The sequence below is a fragment of the Streptomyces sp. NPDC058525 genome (genome assembly GCF_042719495.1).
Classification (GTDB): Bacteria; Actinomycetota; Actinomycetes; order Streptomycetales; family Streptomycetaceae; genus Streptomyces.
Genome location: NZ_JBHXNP010000038.1, coordinates 55,606 through 72,306 on the forward strand (window position 1 = coordinate 55,606; position 16,701 = coordinate 72,306).

16 protein-coding genes are annotated in these 16,701 nt (G+C 68.4%); 13 read left to right on the forward strand and 3 right to left on the reverse strand.

From position 1 onward, the window contains the following. Positions 1-30: 30 nt before the first annotated feature. The 8 genes from ACFWP3_RS19250 to ACFWP3_RS19285 all read left to right on the forward strand — a co-directional run bounded on the left by ACFWP3_RS19250 (position 31) and on the right by ACFWP3_RS19285 (position 8,245). Positions 31-729 carry a hypothetical protein gene (locus ACFWP3_RS19250; RefSeq protein ID WP_384222366.1) on the forward strand — a complete coding sequence of 233 codons (699 nt, stop codon included), beginning with the start codon at positions 31-33 and terminating at the stop codon, positions 727-729. Positions 730-1,078: 349 nt separating this feature from the next. Next, a complete protein-coding gene (locus tag ACFWP3_RS19255) occupies positions 1,079-1,303 on the forward strand; it encodes a hypothetical protein (protein ID WP_384222368.1) in 225 nt (74 codons plus the stop codon). Positions 1,304-1,909: 606 nt separating this feature from the next. Then, positions 1,910-2,149, forward strand: a complete 240-nt coding sequence (locus ACFWP3_RS19260) for a hypothetical protein (RefSeq protein WP_384222370.1) — start codon at positions 1,910-1,912, stop codon at positions 2,147-2,149. A 68-nt stretch (positions 2,150-2,217) separates the two neighbouring features. Continuing rightward, on the forward strand, positions 2,218-3,819 hold the full coding sequence (locus tag ACFWP3_RS19265; RefSeq protein WP_384222373.1) for a hypothetical protein: 1,602 nt from the start codon (positions 2,218-2,220) through the stop codon (positions 3,817-3,819). A 33-nt stretch (positions 3,820-3,852) separates the two neighbouring features. Beyond that, the gene (locus ACFWP3_RS19270) at positions 3,853-4,983 is read left to right on the forward strand and encodes a hypothetical protein (protein WP_384222375.1); all 1,131 of its coding nucleotides are present in this window, start codon (positions 3,853-3,855) and stop codon (positions 4,981-4,983) included. A 114-nt stretch (positions 4,984-5,097) separates the two neighbouring features. After that, entirely contained in the window at positions 5,098-6,717 is a 1,620-nt protein-coding gene (locus ACFWP3_RS19275; protein ID WP_384222377.1) for a hypothetical protein, read from the forward strand. A gap of 2 nt (positions 6,718-6,719) precedes the next feature. Then, complete coding sequence (locus tag ACFWP3_RS19280; protein WP_384222379.1) at positions 6,720-7,310, forward strand: transcriptional regulator; 591 nt, start codon at positions 6,720-6,722, stop codon at positions 7,308-7,310. Positions 7,311-7,561: 251 nt separating this feature from the next. Further along, positions 7,562-8,245, forward strand: a complete 684-nt coding sequence (locus tag ACFWP3_RS19285; RefSeq protein WP_384222381.1) for a hypothetical protein — start codon at positions 7,562-7,564, stop codon at positions 8,243-8,245. Positions 8,246-8,467: 222 nt separating this feature from the next. Here the strand turns inward: ACFWP3_RS19285 and ACFWP3_RS19290 are convergent, their stop codons facing one another. Then, a complete protein-coding gene (locus ACFWP3_RS19290) occupies positions 8,468-8,830 on the reverse strand; it encodes a helix-turn-helix domain-containing protein (protein ID WP_384222383.1) in 363 nt (120 codons plus the stop codon). Between the two features lie 118 nt (positions 8,831-8,948). Here ACFWP3_RS19290 and ACFWP3_RS19295 point away from each other — a divergent pair, with 118 nt between their 5' ends. Continuing rightward, entirely contained in the window at positions 8,949-9,275 is a 327-nt protein-coding gene (locus ACFWP3_RS19295; RefSeq protein WP_384222386.1) for a hypothetical protein, read from the forward strand. A 70-nt stretch (positions 9,276-9,345) separates the two neighbouring features. On the opposite strand, the gene ACFWP3_RS19300 is transcribed toward ACFWP3_RS19295, so the two are convergent. Together ACFWP3_RS19300 and ACFWP3_RS19305 are read right to left on the reverse strand one after the other, a co-directional pair. After that, positions 9,346-10,158: a DUF4253 domain-containing protein gene (locus ACFWP3_RS19300; protein ID WP_384222387.1), complete on the reverse strand. Its 813-nt coding sequence runs from the start codon at positions 10,156-10,158 to the stop codon at positions 9,346-9,348. A 45-nt stretch (positions 10,159-10,203) separates the two neighbouring features. Continuing rightward, positions 10,204-11,088 (reverse strand): barstar family protein, encoded by an 885-nt coding sequence (locus tag ACFWP3_RS19305; RefSeq protein ID WP_384222390.1) that lies wholly within the window; start codon positions 11,086-11,088, stop codon positions 10,204-10,206. 268 nt (positions 11,089-11,356) lie between these two features. Between ACFWP3_RS19305 and ACFWP3_RS19310 the strand changes: the two genes are divergently transcribed. The 4 genes from ACFWP3_RS19310 (at position 11,357) to ACFWP3_RS19325 (ending at position 16,281) form a co-directional block, all read left to right on the forward strand. After that, positions 11,357-12,739 (forward strand): hypothetical protein, encoded by a 1,383-nt coding sequence (locus tag ACFWP3_RS19310; protein WP_384222392.1) that lies wholly within the window; start codon positions 11,357-11,359, stop codon positions 12,737-12,739. Positions 12,740-13,082: 343 nt separating this feature from the next. Beyond that, positions 13,083-13,622 carry a hypothetical protein gene (locus ACFWP3_RS19315; RefSeq protein ID WP_384222394.1) on the forward strand — a complete coding sequence of 180 codons (540 nt, stop codon included), beginning with the start codon at positions 13,083-13,085 and terminating at the stop codon, positions 13,620-13,622. A 221-nt stretch (positions 13,623-13,843) separates the two neighbouring features. Further along, entirely contained in the window at positions 13,844-14,434 is a 591-nt protein-coding gene (locus tag ACFWP3_RS19320) for a hypothetical protein (protein ID WP_384222397.1), read from the forward strand. A gap of 320 nt (positions 14,435-14,754) precedes the next feature. Next, positions 14,755-16,281, forward strand: coding sequence for a hypothetical protein (locus tag ACFWP3_RS19325; RefSeq protein ID WP_384222399.1), 1,527 nt, complete (start codon positions 14,755-14,757; stop codon positions 16,279-16,281). Positions 16,282-16,701 lie beyond the last annotated feature (420 nt).

The following is a 16,701-nucleotide window of genomic DNA, read 5'->3' on the forward strand; positions in this document are numbered from 1 at the left end:
AAGCCACCCTCACCCGGGTGGCAACCACCCATGAACACCAGCCCGTCCTACGAGGTCCACATCGCGCGCAACGGCCAGCTCCACATCAACGACGAGCCCACGGTCACCCCCGACGGAGTCGACCCCTCCCAGGTCGTCCTGCAAGTCCTGTACATCGAAGCGGCCGGGAGCGGGGCCCCGCTCCTGGTGCACGTCCACGACGATCGGAACGGCTCCGACTTCGACTTCGAGGTCATGCCCGACGGAACGACCCGGCCCCCCAGCACCCCCACCGCAGCCGAGGCACCGGCTTCATCTACCTCGGATGACCTCGCACTGCGCCTGGCAGCTGCGCATGAGGCCGGTCGAGCACATGACTTCGACACTGCCATCCCTGCCGCAGACGCCATCCTGCAAGATCTCGCCGCTGAGCTCGGCGACACCGCGCCCAGGACTCTGAAGGCCGCTCAGTTCCGCGCCGACCTGGCCGTTCTCGAGGGCGACTACCCGCACGCAACTGCTTCGTGGACCTGGCTCGCGCTGACCTGGTACGACACCCTCGGCCCCGGCAAGCACCTCACACAGGTTGCTGCTGGCAACGCCGCCTGGTCGTGGATGCAGCTGCCGCCGGCCGAGGCCACGATGTCAGCCCCCGACCTGCTCAGCATGCTCAACGAAGTGACAACGCCTGACCGAACCCAGACGATTCGCGCACAGATCGAAACCCGGCTCCGGCAGGTCACCGCATAGGTGTTGGGCCGGGTGCCAACATCCAGGCCCTTCTGACTCCACCGGGCACCGGTGATCAGCCGCAGCAACCTGTTCACCGCTTCGGCGCCGACCATCCGTCGGCGCGTGAACTGCCAACACCAAGCGCCCTGGCCTGACAGGCCGATCACGCTGACCAGCCTTCCGGACTGAACGGCCGGGCGCTGTGCATTCCCCAGCGCCCGGCCGGGCATCCGGCCGTGGCGGGGGCCAGGGGGTTGCATCCAACGGATCAAGCTCGCGACTCCCGCTGCTACAGTCGCCAACGATGCGACCGCGCAGCCGGATCCGCACGGGCGTTGACCACAGGAGGAGCAGGAGGAGCGGTGCCATGCTGAAGGATCACGGTCTGCGGTCCCTGGTGGTGCTCCTGCAGGTCGTGCTCGTCCTCGCGTTCATCGTGCTCGCGCTGACGAGCGCCTTCCTGGCCTACAAGCACCCTGGCATGTCCACCGAGCTAGCCCAGGCGCTCGGTCTACTTCTCGGCTGCCTGGCACTCCTCTTCATCACCGAACGTCTCATGACCGGCCGCTGGACTCGCTGGTCTCGCCGCTGACCTGCGCATAGAGCCGTCAGCCACCACAGCAGCACAAGGGCTCCCCGACGGCGCCGTCCGGGAACGGGCCGCGGCTGTTCCCGCGGCAGACATGTGAACGGTCCCGCCAGGAACAGATCCCGCCCGGCGCAGCCAGGCGTGCCGATGCCGCAGCTCCAGCCTGCGGAAATGAAGAAAGACCAGCCATACCCGTACCCGAGGGCACAGGATTTCAATGCCCAGCTCGTCGGCTGGACCTGGGAGATGATTGGTCTCACCAATAGTTAAGCACACAGATCTGGCCTGCGGTCAACCTCTGAAGCCGACAGCCCATCTCAGTAGCCCACCCCCGCCTGCGCAACGTCGGGCGACCCACCCCCTGATCCCGTCAGCCGGGACGAGCCGCGAGATTTCTGAGCGGCTTTCGCTCACCCCTTGGACCGCACGCTCGCGTTCGCTTGATACACCGCTCTTCAGTCCGCAGCCTCAAGGAGTCCCCTACCGCCGGCGAACGGAGCAGACATGGCCGAGCCCAGCACTGAGCCCGTAGCCTGGGCGTCCCGCATGGAGCTCCTGAGGGATTCGGCACAACAGCGAGTGCTAAACGCACCCATGCCGGCTCCGGCCATGGAGCAGCTCCTCGCCGACGCCAAGGCTGTCGCGATGGGACCCTTCGAGGGCAGCCCCGTCCACTACATGAACCGCTGGTGGCGGCAGACCGAGCAGGGGTGGGTCGCACTCGACGAGGCGGCTACCGCCCAGCTCGACCAGCAGGCCGAGCGCTATCGAGCCGCCACAGCCGCCGGACCCCGCGGCCAGGACCCGGCGCCCGCCAGCACCACCAGCGCGGGGGCGAACCTGCGGTGAACAACGAACGCTACGGCGTGCCTCAGCATGAGCTCAACGTGATCAGCAGCATGCTGCGGGATCGGTCCGTGGCCTCTCGCCAACTCGTCGACTGGACCAGCTCGCCGCCGCAGTACTGGCTCCGCACCGACCACTTCCGCACACCGTGGGTCGGCGAAATCTACGAGACGCTACTCAGAGGCGGCCTCGACGCCATCGACCAGAGGCTGCAGGCCTACCCCGGCGCGGACCCAGCACACGTCACCGCTGACGCGATCGTCGCCCAGCTCCATGCGAATTACCAGCAGATGGCCGCGGCCGGCATGCCCCACGCCCGCGAAAGGCTCGCCAGCTCTGAATACTGGGCCGGGATGCACGGCGCTCTGCGTGACCTGGCCAGCACCGCATGGCCAGCCACCCCTGACAGTGCGCGGCACGACGCCTACGTGACCGTCCGCGCAGCCCAGCACCCCAGCACCACCGACGGGGTGCCCTTCACCCTCGCCCGCGGCCGCGCCGACGACGCATCCGCCAGGGAGAAGGAAGTCGCCGTCATCGGCGCGATCCTCAACGACCCCGCCCGGGCCGCGAAGTTCCGCTACGACCCTTCCTCCCCGGACGCCTCCCCGTACTGGCTCCAGCCCCAGGACTTCGGCGACCCCGCCACCGCCGAGATCTGGGACGCCCTGGTAACCGGACCCGACCCCGCCATCGCACTGCCCGCCGCCACCGACCCCAGCCTGACCCCCGACCAGCGGGCGCAGGCGATGATCGAGCACATCTACCGGCGCCTCTCCTACAACGACTACCACCGCTCGACCGCAGACCCCCAAGCCCAGGAACGGCTGCAGAACAGCACGAACCAGGCCATCGCCCAGTACCTCGCCCGCGCGACCCGCGCCGACTTCTGCCCCAACCAGGACCACGCCGACCAGTACGCACTCCGCTTCATCCTCGAGCCCAGCATCCCCGCCACAGTTCAGGAACTCGCAGGCGAGGTCCGCCGCAGCGGGCTGTCCGACACACCACTCGGACAGATCGCCATGGAGCTGTCCACCCGCCAGTACTCCCTCAACCAGCTCGCCGAACGGCTCGACGCCGCGCCGGATCCCGCAGAAGCTCCTGGCACACCCACCCCCGACGTCATCGCGACTCCCGCACCCGACGACTGGGCCAGCTACACCTCCCGCGACTCCGAACGCCGCGTCCTGATCTCCCTGATGCAGGATCCAAGCCAGCTGCGGACCGGTGGCCCCACGTCCGCCCTGGCACCCCAGGACTTCACCCAGCCCGAGCACGCCTACCTGTTCAAGGCCCTTCGCTCCCTTCCCCCCGATACAGCCGTGGACTCCTGGGTACTGGCCAACCAAGCCCAACGCCTGGCCCGCCAGGACGGAGCACCCGAGCTCAGCCACTCCGAGGTGCAGAACATCGGCCTGGCGGCGCGCACGATGCGTGTCCCACCTGCAGAGCAGGCAGCGGGCCACCTGGTGGCCATGACCGTGCGCCGAACAGCGCGCGACGCGAGCACCGCGATGGAAGCCGCCGCGCAGAACCCGGCCACCCGCCCACGCCAGCTCATCGACCAGACCCGCACCCAGCTCCAGCAGGCAACCAACGAGGCCCTCCGTCACCACGAGCAGTCCGTCCCGAACCCCTCCCGATACGCCGGGCACCAGGCGAACATCTGATGAGCGCAGTCCACGCCGGCCCAGGAGCCAGCCATGGCATCCGATGAGTCGACGCGCGGCGGAGCCGCCTCGGCGGAGGCCCCCGAGGACCCCGTTCAGCACGCCATCGACTGGTTCAACCACGACACCACCAACACCCCCCAGGACATCCCGCGTCCGGCCGGACCGATCGCTCCTGGCAACCTGCTGACCGAGGCACACCGCCAGGCGGCCTTCGACGACCTGCTCGCGCCCTCCGCCAGCCGGCTGCAGGAGCTCGTCCACGCACAGGCGACATGGCTAGTCCGACACATGCCGCGCGATCACGACCCCCGCGCCCTCGATAGCGCTCAGCAGGCGGGCCGGGCGTGGGGGATGCTGATCGCCACTGCAACCGACGTTCTTCCCTCGCAGCAGGTGATTGCCGAAGTAGCGCGGCAGGCCCGGATCTCACTGCGGGCAGCCAACGAGATCCCTGAACAGGCATTGCAGGTCAGCGCGGCGTTCAACCGCGCCGACCTCCTCATCCCCTACGATCACGCACCGGACGCGGTACTGGTTGAAGACTGGAACCGTCTCGCTGCCTGCGGGCCCGAACTGCCCGGTGCAGCTGCGCGCGCCGCCGACGTCTTGGACCTCATTGCGGCTCGAGTCGCAGGCGACGACTACGACTGGATGCCGACGTCCGCTCAACAGGCGGCGCAGCTGTACGACAGCGTGACGAGAGTGCAGCCCCTCCTCACAGAGCTGACACCACTCGTCCCAGTGCGCGGCCAATCCGACGCCATCGCCGCGCAGGAGCGCCTTCTCGCGCTGGAGCAGCAAGGCGTTCTAGCTGCCGCGGCAACCGCCGCGGCCCGCGCCCGTGCCGTCCAGCAATGGGCACAAGAGGCAGCAGAGCCCCAGCTGATGCGCACGCGCACGATCGAGGCGGCTGCTCCCGGGACCCGCACCCTCCTCGCCGTGAACCGCGTCCTGGCGCAGGCAGATCCCGACTACCGCCGCAGCGCACTCGTCGACATCGATCCGGACCGCCTGGCCGAGATCGTCCAACTCATCGGACAGGCGACGGCACGCGTTCCCCGGCCGCAACAGGCACAGGCCGGTACGCGGCAGCAGCAGAATCAACATCACCAAGCCGGTGGCCACGGCGGACCGGCCGGGAACACCCCACGGCTATGTTGAAGGGCCAGCGTGCGGTAGGAGGCGAGCGCCGGTCGAACATTGCGACACCGCCCCATGGTTGCACTGAATGCAATGGAATTGCATTCAGTGCAACTTCCTGGATATGGTTGCGACATGTCGCAGAGCACCCTCACGAAGACCCGTGCGTCCATCGACGCGCTCCTCGCGCTCTCCCGCCAGACACAGATCGTGCTGGCCAAGGCCATCGGCATGCCCAACTACGCCGTGAGCCGACGCCAGGCATCGACTCCTTGGCAGTTCGACGAGGCCGACCGAGTCGCCGCCCACTTCGGCATCGACCCGCTGGAGCTGTACGCAGGCGCCGACGTGGCCTGCGCCGCGTTCGCTCGCCGCCACGGCCTGCCCCTCCTCGCGGAGACCTTCGCCGCCGCCTCCGGACCGACTGAAGTCGATGCTGCGCCCGCGGAACCGGTCGCGGCCGCACCGGCGCCTCCAGCCGCCCCTGACAATGACCTGCCGAGCGACGTCACCACACTGGCGACTCCCGCCCTCTGTGTGCTGTGCGGCCTTCCTGCCACCACCGCCCTGGAGGGCTTCCCGCAACACGTCTCCGCCGACGCCTGCGCGCAGGCACGTGAAGCTGTCCAAGGAGCAGCGGCGACCGCAGCGGCAGCACAGACGCCTGAGCCCGCCTCCGTCACCAGCACTTCCGCGCCGCACCTCCCGGCCGCAGCGGCAGCCTCCCCCCGCCAGCACCAAGCGGAGCGGCAGAAGCCTCGACCGCGCCAGCCCCGAGCGGAAACCCACGCCAAGTGCGTGGCCTTCCTCCGCCGCAATGTCCAGAACGCGCTGCAGTCCGCCGGTGGCGATGTGGAGGAGGCCGCTGCGTACCTGGAGAAGAAGGCGATCCCCCACGCCATGGAGCTGATCGACATCAGCCGCGCCCAGGGACGCTACGACGTCATCGCCTATCCGCCCCTGCCTGACCACATCTACAAGAAGCCCAGCAAGTCCAAGCCCAACCAGGTCTGGGAAGCACGTCCGAACTGGCGCCGCTCATGCGAGAGCCTGCCACTCGCCCCCGGCACGCACCTGGTCGGCGAACTCGACATGAACGGCGCCTACCTCAGCGCCCTCAAGACCCATCTCCCTCTGGGAGAACCGGAACACACGACGGGCCACATCGACACCCAGGCCCTCAAGCGCTCCGGTGCGCACCTCGTCACCCCGGGCGAGTGGCGTCACGATCACCTCCCCAACCCCATCGGCTCCCGTGATGAACCGGGACCGCTGTGGATCATGGAACCCACGCTCAGGCTCCTCAACCGCCTCTCCACACCCAAGTACGGCAGCCTCTGCGTGCCCCCGGAGATCCACGAGTCCTGGACCAGCGGGAGCACCGAGCACCTGCTTGAGTACTTCCGCACAGCCCTTACGGAGGTCCGCGCCCAGGCCATCCAAGAGGGGGATGACCTGACCGAGAACTACGTCAAGTCCGTCTACTCCAAGTTCGTTTCCACGGCTGGCACCTCGAGCGCCAACCACAGCCTCGTGCGACCCGACTGGGTGCACGCCATCCGCAGCCAGGCCTTCTCCAACCTGTACGGCAAGGCCCTCAAGGCCCACACGGCCGGACTCCACGTCGTTAGGGTCAGTGGAACCGACGAGCTCCACGTGATCGGCGACTGGCGGTCGGTCTTCGACGAAGGCCGAGGGGTCACGGAAGTGAAGCGCAAGAGCAGCAGCGAGATCATCATCTCCCCGGAGGCCTGACCGTGCCCGACCACCACCTCGACTTCGGCCACTACGGAGCCACCGGCCAACGCAGCAGCCTTGCCGCCGCCGAGGTCCTCGACGTTCTGGCCGGCGGCGTTGCGTCACCCGTGACGACGCACCGCGGCCTCGCTGCTCGCGTTCGCTACATGACACGCTCCCGGCACGCCCATCAGACCATGATCCAAGAGGGCCTCAAGCCCTCACCGACCACGATCAGGAAGTGGATCGAAGGCACCCAGGTGCCGCGACCCGAAAACCTGGCCAAGATCGACGGGATCTACCGCCAGATGAGGCGTCACAACGTTGCCCGCTACCTCCTGCAGCGACTCAACGCCGACGGCGGAACCATCATCGAAATCCACCCTGCCGACGACAGCAACGTTACCCAGCGCCACCGTCGCCGAGACAAGAGCGTGCGGAAGGTCAAGATCAGGCGGTGGGACGAGATCGTGGCCGCCTGGTCGGAAGGCGACTGGGAAAAAGGCAGTGAGCAGGCGCTCGACGACGCCTGGATCGACCAGCTGCGCGACGCTATCGGCTCCGACTGGGGTGCCTACGAGTACACACGATCTCTCGGCTTCAACGCCTGAAGCCTGCACGAGGCCCGTCCACGTGCGCGCGTCCCACCGTCAGTTGGACGCGCGCACGACAGGAAATCCAGGGGAGTTACGGACAGGGCAGAGGACCGGCGGCCGCCACACGACCGCCGGCCAGGGAGCGAGACCAACGCCGCAGTGCCGCGAGCCGACGGTCGCTTGCGCCCCTTGGGTCCACGTCCCCCAGCTTCTCCTCGCCACAGGGAACCACGAAGGTCCCGCACAGCGAGAGGAACAACAAGACCATGAACGCCGCAGCAACCGACGCCCTCGTCGTCTTCCTACAGGCCGTCACCCCGGCTCCCGCAGGAGAGACATCGCTCCCGGTGGGTACCAGCCACGAAGCCCTGTCGGCAGCACTGACTCGTCGAGGGGTCGTGCACCAGACATCCGGCGACAGCGCGTGCGAGTACGTACACGTCCTCCTGCCGGGCGGCTACCTGATCAGAGAGGCGCTACGTGTCCAGGAGATGCTCCGCGCGGCAGCGCAGGCCGGGGCCGCACTTCGCAGCGGGCAGCGCATTGGGAGCCCGCGGTACACGGACGCGGCCGACACCGAGGGGCAGGACGACGCCGGCAGTGGCCCGGATGATGCCACCGGCCCTGCGGGGGCGGCAGGCGGCCCGCCAGCCGAGGAGAGCGGAGATGCGGCCCCGGCCGATGAGCGGGCAGACGGCGCCTCGAAGCTCGGTCCGCGCGCGATGCAGGCTCTCCAGATCATCAACAGCCAGCCAAGCCAGCACTGGACCCCGAGGCTGCTCGCGGTGCAGTTGGAAGGGCCGGAGGCCGAGGCCAGCGAGAAGGCACACAACCGCGCCCGGACTCTGATGGACTACCTGGCCAAGAGGCAGTTCGTGGTGAAGAAGTACGCAGATGCCATCCCACGGCGCTGCCACTTCGTCGCGGCCTCGACAGCGGAGGCCGCCTAGAGGCGCCTCCTTTTGAGCGACCGCCTCCCGCGCGCAAGCAAGGTTCCAAGGCCAGCGCAGCACGCGCGGGGGCGGTCTTACGACTCTGGGCCGCACCCCCACGCTACCGGGCCTTGTCCGGCAGAGGGGCAGTTCGGCCTGCTTTTCGCCCGATCGGGAGGTCGCCCCCTATGCAACGGACACAACATCAGATATTACCAAGCGGCAGCGGTCGGGCGGCGGCTAACCCTCGCTGCTGCCGCGGTGCGAGGGAATCGACTGGTGGCGGGCCCCATCGCCGCCCGTCGGCCATTCGGTGTGACGCGGCCAGAGCATCTCGCCGAGGGCCTCCTCGAGGCTCACGAGCGTAAACATGTCGGGCCAGACCGTTCCGGCGAGGACGTTGGAGATGACCTGCCGGTTGACGCCGGAGGCCGTGGCCAGCGCATTGGCCGACATCCCGCGCCGTTCCATCACCTCCGCCAGCGCCCGAGCGACGGCCTGCCCGACCTGCGCCTGCCGGACGCTGTCCATCACCGCGTACGGCCATTCGCCGGCCACGGTGTAGTCGCGCGGCTTCTTTCCACGTCTCGTTCCTCCGGGCATGCGACCAGTGTGACGGACGGGATGCCGACTTGCGCACCCCGCTCCACCATGGCTTGCTATCAGAATAGCAACCCATGGTGTCCTTGCCCGGGTCTTCTTGAAAGGTGTGGTGTCTACTGTGTCGACGCAACAGACCGGAGCATTGCTGGCCACCGGCCGCGCCCGGCTGGGGCCTGAGGAGCGGCTGCTGCCCTCGCCGAAACTGCGGGCGGACCAGCATCTGCTGACCATCGTGGCGGCGTGCTCGGCCGTCGACCCCGTGGGGGCGACGGAGCTGGCGGAGAGGACAGGAATCGCCGCCAAGACCTGCGGGCTGGTTCCGGTCTTCGCATTGAATAGCGGGCTGCTCGTCAAGGGACACCGTCGGGCGTCATACCTGCCCAGCGAGAAGGGCCGGCACGTCGCCCGCGCCTTCCAGCAGGGGGCTGTTCACGAGTGCCTCTGACCTGAGCCAATGCGACGCCTTGAAGATCGCTTCCCGGCTCCAGAGTGATCGTTTCCCGACAGGGTCAGGGTCAGTCCCACCAGAATTCCCAGCAGTGCGTGTCGATGAGTCGCTCGGCGTACGCCGCCAGGGTCTGGGGCCGAGGGCCCTGCCAGATGTTGTCAGGGCAGAAGGCGAAGTGTTCGGCCGCGATGTGCAGGGCGTCTTCCCTGCTGGTCGGGGGCGTGGCGATGCTCAGGTGGAGGGTGTCGGAACCAACGGCGACCACGCATGCGCCGAAGCGTCGTTCCCAGTCGGTCACCACGGCGGAGAACGTGGCGGTGTCGTTGTCCCAGTTGGCGGGGCCGTCCCAGCCGACGAGGGTAAGGGCCTCGGCGCCGGAAGGTGCGGCGTCCAAGCCCAGGCGTGACTGCGGCCGCCTCAGGGCGAAGTGTTCTGCGTACTCAGCGGCAAGCCGGCTGCGATCCACCGTGTCTTCACGGCCGGGCGCGAGGCCCGGCCAGGTCTGACCGAAGGGGGCCGTGATGGCCAGCCGCTTGTCGGGCGACAGCATGTCGTCGTCCTCGTCGACCGCGGTGTATGTCGCCCACCACTTCGCAAGCAGATCGGCCGGGTAGTGATCGCCGGGTGATGACATCTGCTCGGGGAAGAGCTCGCCGGCGCCCCAGGGCCGGAAGTCGCTGTCCTCGGGGTCGCGCGAGTCGAGAAGCAGGGGCCACACCCCTGAGCGGGGATGCTCGTCGCGGATCCGCTTCCACAACTCCGCGGATGCTGCGCCGTCGCTCAGCCACAGGGCTTGGACGCCTCCGTCGCCTTCATCGGACGTGATCAACCGTCCAGGTGGGAGGGGGACAGCAATGTTCGACAGCAGCTCAGGGGTCACGGGCGGATGCTAGCCGTGGGCTCTGACATGCTCGCGATTGCCCGCTTAGCCTCGGCGGTTGGCGTCCAGCCATTCGTCGCTGTTCCACATGACGGGCATGGCACCGACCGGGTCGAATTGAATGTCGGGGTCGTTGCTGTGGACCAGGCAGATCAGCCGGCGCTGAAGTACGGCCGCCTGTCGGGCTCGGTCGGCGATGATGTCAAGTACGACTTGCGCGGCCCTGGGGCAGGCACGTGCGAATCGGTCGTAGTCGGTGAAGGCGAGGACCAGTCCCGCGCCTTCCGCTGAGTCGTCGTAGCCGCCGTAGCAGGCCACGTCGCCGAGGCAGTCGTTGAGCGCGTCAAGGTTGTGGCCGTAGTAGTCGGGGAAGTGCAGGGCGGCGGCGATGGCGCGGTGCATGTCCTGCTCCGTGGTCCATTGGCCCGCTGTCAGCCGGACGATGCGGAAGTCACGGTCTTCGAGACGGTGCACAGCCTGGTTGAGGAGACGCTGGCGCCAGAAGAGGGTGACGAACGTGTTGCCCATGTATTCGATGCCGGGGAAGCCAGCCTTCGACGTGCTCGGCGTCGGCTTCGAGGCGGCGTGGCGGCGGTAGTCGTCCAGCAGTCGGAAGAACTCCTCGACCGGGTTGGAGTCCGCAGGTGTGGTGCGTTCGATCTCGGCAGCCCAGCTGAGTGAGCTGGATGTCCCGCGGCTCTCGTGGAGCCATTGCGTGAATCGCTCTTCGGGCCAGAAATCGAAGGGTTCGTCGATCGCGTGCACGCCCAGTGCGACGCGGTAGCCGGTGAGGAGCGCTTCCAGATGACGCAGTGAGTGACCCGGCAGCCACATGCCGGGGCGGAGGCGGATCTGCTCGAGGAAGTCGTACACGTCCGTGCAGTCCTGCCAGTGCTTGACGGTGTTCTGCGGGCTGTCCTCGATCGGCATGGGGTGAGCCTACGGGGCGGGCAGGAGTGGTCTTTCAGCGCAGGGGTGCGGACCCGAGGCGGGCGAGGGCGGTCGTTTGGGAGCATCTGCGGTCACCCTCTGCGATCTTGTTGCGGCTCGCCCTACGTTTGGCTGGGGCTTCCAGTGCCGCGAGGCCCCGATGCCGGCTGGGTGAAGGCAGGGCGTCTACCGGTCCTTCGACCGGCTGACCACCGCTCTGGACCCCTTCCGCTGCGACCGGCGCCGTCGGCTGCCCGCTGACGAGGCCATGGTCGTGGGCTCGGCCTGGGAGGACACGGATGCCGAACGGGTGCGCCGCCGGGCCCTGCTGCAGGAGATCAGCGACCGCCTGGTCCTGATCACCGTCCGCCTCGCTCACCGCCGGGGCCTGTTCAAGGGCTGGCAGGGCGATATCGGCGTCGACACCACCCCGGTCCCCGCCTGGCATCACGAGCCCAGCGAGCATCGTGGTCTCGCGTCCGTCGAGATCACCGCCGGCTGGCACCACTGCGGCGGCTCCGACGAAGGGATCTTCGGGCACTCCGCGACGCTCCTGGTCGCCGCCAGCCGCAGGCACCCAGCTAGCCACCCACAAGCCGGCAAGCGCGTCAGTCAGCACCCGCAGCTCGTGCTCGGCCTTGTCCTGGACAGCCCCGGCAAGCGGATTGGCCCGAACGCGATCCACGCTCTGACCGCTCTGGCCCCGTTCGGCTTCCCCACCGGGATCCTGGCGTCCGACCGCGCCTACACCGACCAGGTCTCCAAACACTTCGCCCAGCCCGCAAGACGCCTCGGCTTCCAGCTGGTCCTCGACTACAAGCGAGAGAACCGGGGCATCCAGGGCACCCACGAAGGCGCTCTGCTCGTCGACGGTTCCCTCGCCTGCCCTGCCATGCCCACCGCCCTCGCCCAGGCGACTTTCGACCTCAGCGACAAGGCCGTACGCGGCATCGACGACGACACTCTGCTCCGTGAGCAGATCGCCGCCCGCGAGCCGTACTACCTGCGCCTCAAGGAGTCCGCGGACGAGCGTGGCGCGATCCGGCTCCAGTGCCCGGCCAGCGGACCGTCGCCCGCAGTGGCCTGCCCCCGCTTCAACCAGGTCCACCAGATTCCCGCACCGCGGCCCGCCATCGTGGACCTCACCAACCGGCGGGCCACCGCCGCACACTCCGCGGCCAAGCCGACCGTCCCAATCCCTCAGTCGGAGCGCCTGCGGGCCATGCCCGAGAAGGAACTGCCGCGGATCTGCCGGAAGCCGACGATCACGGTCCGGCCCGGCGACCTCGGCAAGCGCGACAAGTTCCGCCAGGACCGGCACTACCTCCACCCCAGCTGGCAGGACGCCTACCGGCCCGAACGGGCGAACATCGAAGGGGCGAACGGGAGACTCAAGAGCCACGGCATCAACATCGCCGACCCGAGCAAGCGGCTCGCTCATGGCCGCGTCGCGCAGACCATCCTCCTCGCCCTGATGGTCTGCAGCGCCAACCTGCAGATGCTCTTCAGCTGGGACCAGACCACCGGCACCGCAGCCAACGGGAATCTTGTCGATGTGATCGCGGAGCTCACGGAAGCAGCTCCAGCCCCCGTCACCGCGAACGGGCTCTCCCCGCCCCAGCCGCCACCGATAGTCCACACGAGCGCCTGACGCCCCGGCACCACACGACGAGCTCAAGCACGCCCAGCGGCGGCTCCGACGCCCCTCACGCACCCGAACCACCCCGAACCCCAGGCCGATCCTCTGCCAGACAGCGTCTCGAGGCCCCGCCCGAGTTCGGACATCGCCTCGAACACACCCCACAAACGCCGAGATCCCGCCCCGCCTTTCGGCGGAACGGGATCTCGAGACGATCCTTGAGAGCCACTCAAGAACTGTCGAGCAGGGTGAGGCCGAAGGACTCGCGGCACTGCGGAACAAGTGGAAGGGGCAGTGGTTCGCGCGGACCGTCAGGGAACGCTGCCGCTCCGGCCCGGTCTCACGCGAAGGTCTGGTGGCCAAGCTCATGGTGGCCGCCCATGCCGAGCCCGAGCGCATCAAGCAGGCCCACGTCCTGCTTGACCTGATGGTCGCTGTCGGCCTCGTCACCGTGGAGGCATCCGGCGAACTGCACTGGTTCGAGGGCGCCAGCCACACGGACACCCCACCCCCAGACACCCACGACGCCTCTGCCTCGCAGACACAGGAGCCACAGGCCGGCGGTCAAGACGGGCCCGGCCAGGGCGAGGAACCTGCGGATGCCGTGGGCGAGGGGCCCTCCGGCTCCGCACACGAAGACAGCCCCGGCCGACAAGACGGCCCCGAACAGCCTCAGGGCCAAGTGCCGCATCCGCGCCCCGAGCCCCGCGGCGACCAGGCGGACCCGGTGCCTCGGGCAACGGGCCGAGAACACGATCTTCTGTCCCTGCTGCTGCCGCCGCTCCTGCTCGCAGACCTGACCCGGCTCACCCCGACGGAGGTCCTCGAACTCCACAGCCACCTGACGGCCATCACGGCCCTCACCGCCAAGCTCCGGGGCCCTCGCGTGACCTAGAACCCCCGGAACGCGAAAGACAGTCCGGCAGCGCCCGATTCCTTGGCCGGGACGGCGCTGCCGGACTCCACCTCCACCCGACGACCCGCGCGGCACGGCCGTGCAGGAAGGGGGCTTCGGCATGCCCTCACCCAAAGCGAGGAACACCCACCGTAGCGCGACCGACCACGCCTGCGCCCGTGTCAGGGCCTACTTCGGCCCCCCTGCGGGGGTGGCCCGGCATGCCTAGGACCACCATCCGCCAGGCCCTACTGCACGTCAGCCGGCAGTGGCTCCAGCAGGCCGCCGACGGCGACATGGCCATCGAGACAGTCGACCTCTACATCCAGATCAGTGAACGGTTCGACCGCTTCGCCCACGCCCACGGCATCCACCGGATGGATGACGTCTCCGGACAGCTGACCGAGTGCTTCATCGGAGCTCCCGGTCGCGACCGCCGCAACAACATCACCCTCGTCCCGGAAAACAGCACCCGCAGGCAGCGCCGCTCCGCCCTCGCCTCCCTCTTCGTGCACGCCCGGGCCCTCGGAATGACGCAGGCCGCGCCCCTGCTCGACTCCCCGCCCATCCCGCGGGCGCCCCGCAGCACCGGCGCCGAACTGACCGACGCGGAGATCGAGACGCTCCAGTTCCACTCCGAACGCGGCATGCCCGCAACCCGGCACGCAGCCCTGCTGGCCCTGCTGCTGTCCGGACTGACCAGCGCCGAAACAGCCCGGGCCACCACCGGCGACCTGGACCTCCACCAAGCCGCTGTGACCACCGAGGGCGCCACCCACACCACCCCCAGGACCTGCCCGCTCAGCCCCTAGGCCGCCCACGCCCTACGCCTGCGCGCCGACTACCTGGCCGAGCACCGCCCCCGCCAGCACCGCCTCGTCACCAACGACTCCTCCACCCCGTACACGGCCCAGGCCAGCGTCGGCGCCGGCTTCAACGAGATCGCCCGCCGCTCCGGCCTTGCCACCACCACCCGCAAGGTCGAACCCCGCGACATCACCCGCTACGTCGCCCGCCAGATCCTCCGTGAGACCGGCCAGATCTCCGAAGTCGCCCGCCGACTCGGCCTGTCCTCCCTCGACAACGCCGCAGCCCTCGCCGGACTGGCCTGGAACACCGGGAAGGCGCCCCGATGACACCGCCGAAAGCCGCCGCCCCCGCGAGGCGCAAGAAGACCTCCGGCAGCAAGAAGTCCGTCCGCAAGACCGCCGAGAAACCCCGGCCGTACAGCTACGGAGACCTCCCAGACGACGTCTTCGGTGCAAAGAGCGAACCGCGGGAACCCCACGGGCCCCAAGCCCCGCACCTGATCATCGACCTTCGCTTCGCCTACCTCATCAACAACCCGGACCTCTACACCGCGGCCAGCACCCTGCCCGCCCCAGCTCCCGTCGGCAGGCGCCCCCACTACCCGCCCGTTGTCTACCTGATCTACCTGTGCTCGATCTCCATCTTCGGCTCCGCACGCGGCACCGCCGCCTACTTCCATTACGAGGACTGGTGGAATCGCGTCCGCACGGCGATCCGCACCCATGTCGGTGACGATGCCGCCGACGCCCTCCGGCCGACCGGTCCTACCCGCAGCAACTGGAACCACTACTTCCGCCGTCATCTCAAGCCAGCTCTCGAAAGGATCCGTGACATCAGCGGCGAACTGTGGGTCGAGCAGGCCCTGGCCCAGGGAATGCTTTGCGAGACCACCAAGCGGACAAGCCGCGTCCGTCCCGAGCGTCAGCAGGTCATCCACGGTGACGCCACCGTCGCCAGACCCCCCTCCAGCCACTCCGAACCCACAGCAGTCGACAAGAAGACCGGCGAGATCCGCCGCCACCGCGTGGACCCCGACGCCGGCGTCTGCATCGAAGGCGGCGACAAGCTGGTCTACGGCAACAAGTTCCTGTCCACCGCCGTACGCCTAGCCAACACACCTCACAGCCGCGTGATCCTCGCCATCGAATCCATCCGGCACAAGTCGGTGGAGGAAGACCCCGAGCGTGAATCGGAAGGCATCGCGCTGGTCGCGATGGTCAAGCGCATCCTCAAGCGCGCCCGCGGCACAAAGGCCGTCACCTACGATGTCGCCCTACGCGGCAAGCACCGCGCACCTCTGATCGCCGAAGGCCTCGTCGTCTTCACGCCGCAACACGACGGACTCGCACCCCAGTCCCTCCTGCGCTACAAGGGCAAGGACTGCACGTGCTCCCACGACCTCTACGTCGCCGAAGGCAGAGTCTGCAAGCGCCACATCACCGACGACGGCAAGACGCACTACACCCCTCTGTCCGTCGAGGAACTCGAGTGCCGCGAGGGGAAGAGCACCCGCTTCTACCACCGCATCACCATCCCCTGCCCCGAGAACAGCCACACACTCCGGATCCGCGTCGACGAGACCGACGAAGACCGGCAGATCGACCCGAAGACGAAAAGGCGGCGCTTCAACCGCACCGAGCACCTCCGCCAGGTGCCCCCCGGCACCCCTGCCGCCCGCCGGCTCAAGGGCTTCCGCCAGGACAGCGAGTCCATCCACTCCCGCTTCGACCAGGCATACCCACATGAGAGAGTCCCTGCATACGGCGCCCGCGGAGCCCTGCTGATCTACATCGGCTACGCCTGGATGAGCAACTCCATCACGCGAGCACTCAACGCGATCCGCTCCTGACTACCCCAGCAGGTCACCCCGTACCGGTCACCCCAGCACACAGGGCAAGATCCCCAGCGAGCCACATCCCCCGTACGACGAGCACGCCACCCGCTACACTGGCGGCGGCGATCAGCTCTTCATGAGCCGATCACCAACCTGTCCAAAACACGTCAAGATCCGGCTCCGTACGCGGCACCGTTTTAGACACGTTTATAGACAAATCCCCCTGATCAGCCTCCACAATCCGCTCGGGGACGACTACGGCTACGACTGGCAGATCACGGACCGGGACGTGCTTCCCGTCATCGCCGGAACCCTGCGCATGGGCGCGGACATGGTTGCCCAGCGTCTCGCGCGCCTCACCGCGCTTACGTCCTGATCACCCACACCAACCAGCAGCACCAGCAGTGGCTCGGGCCCTCACGCGCACGCGAGGGC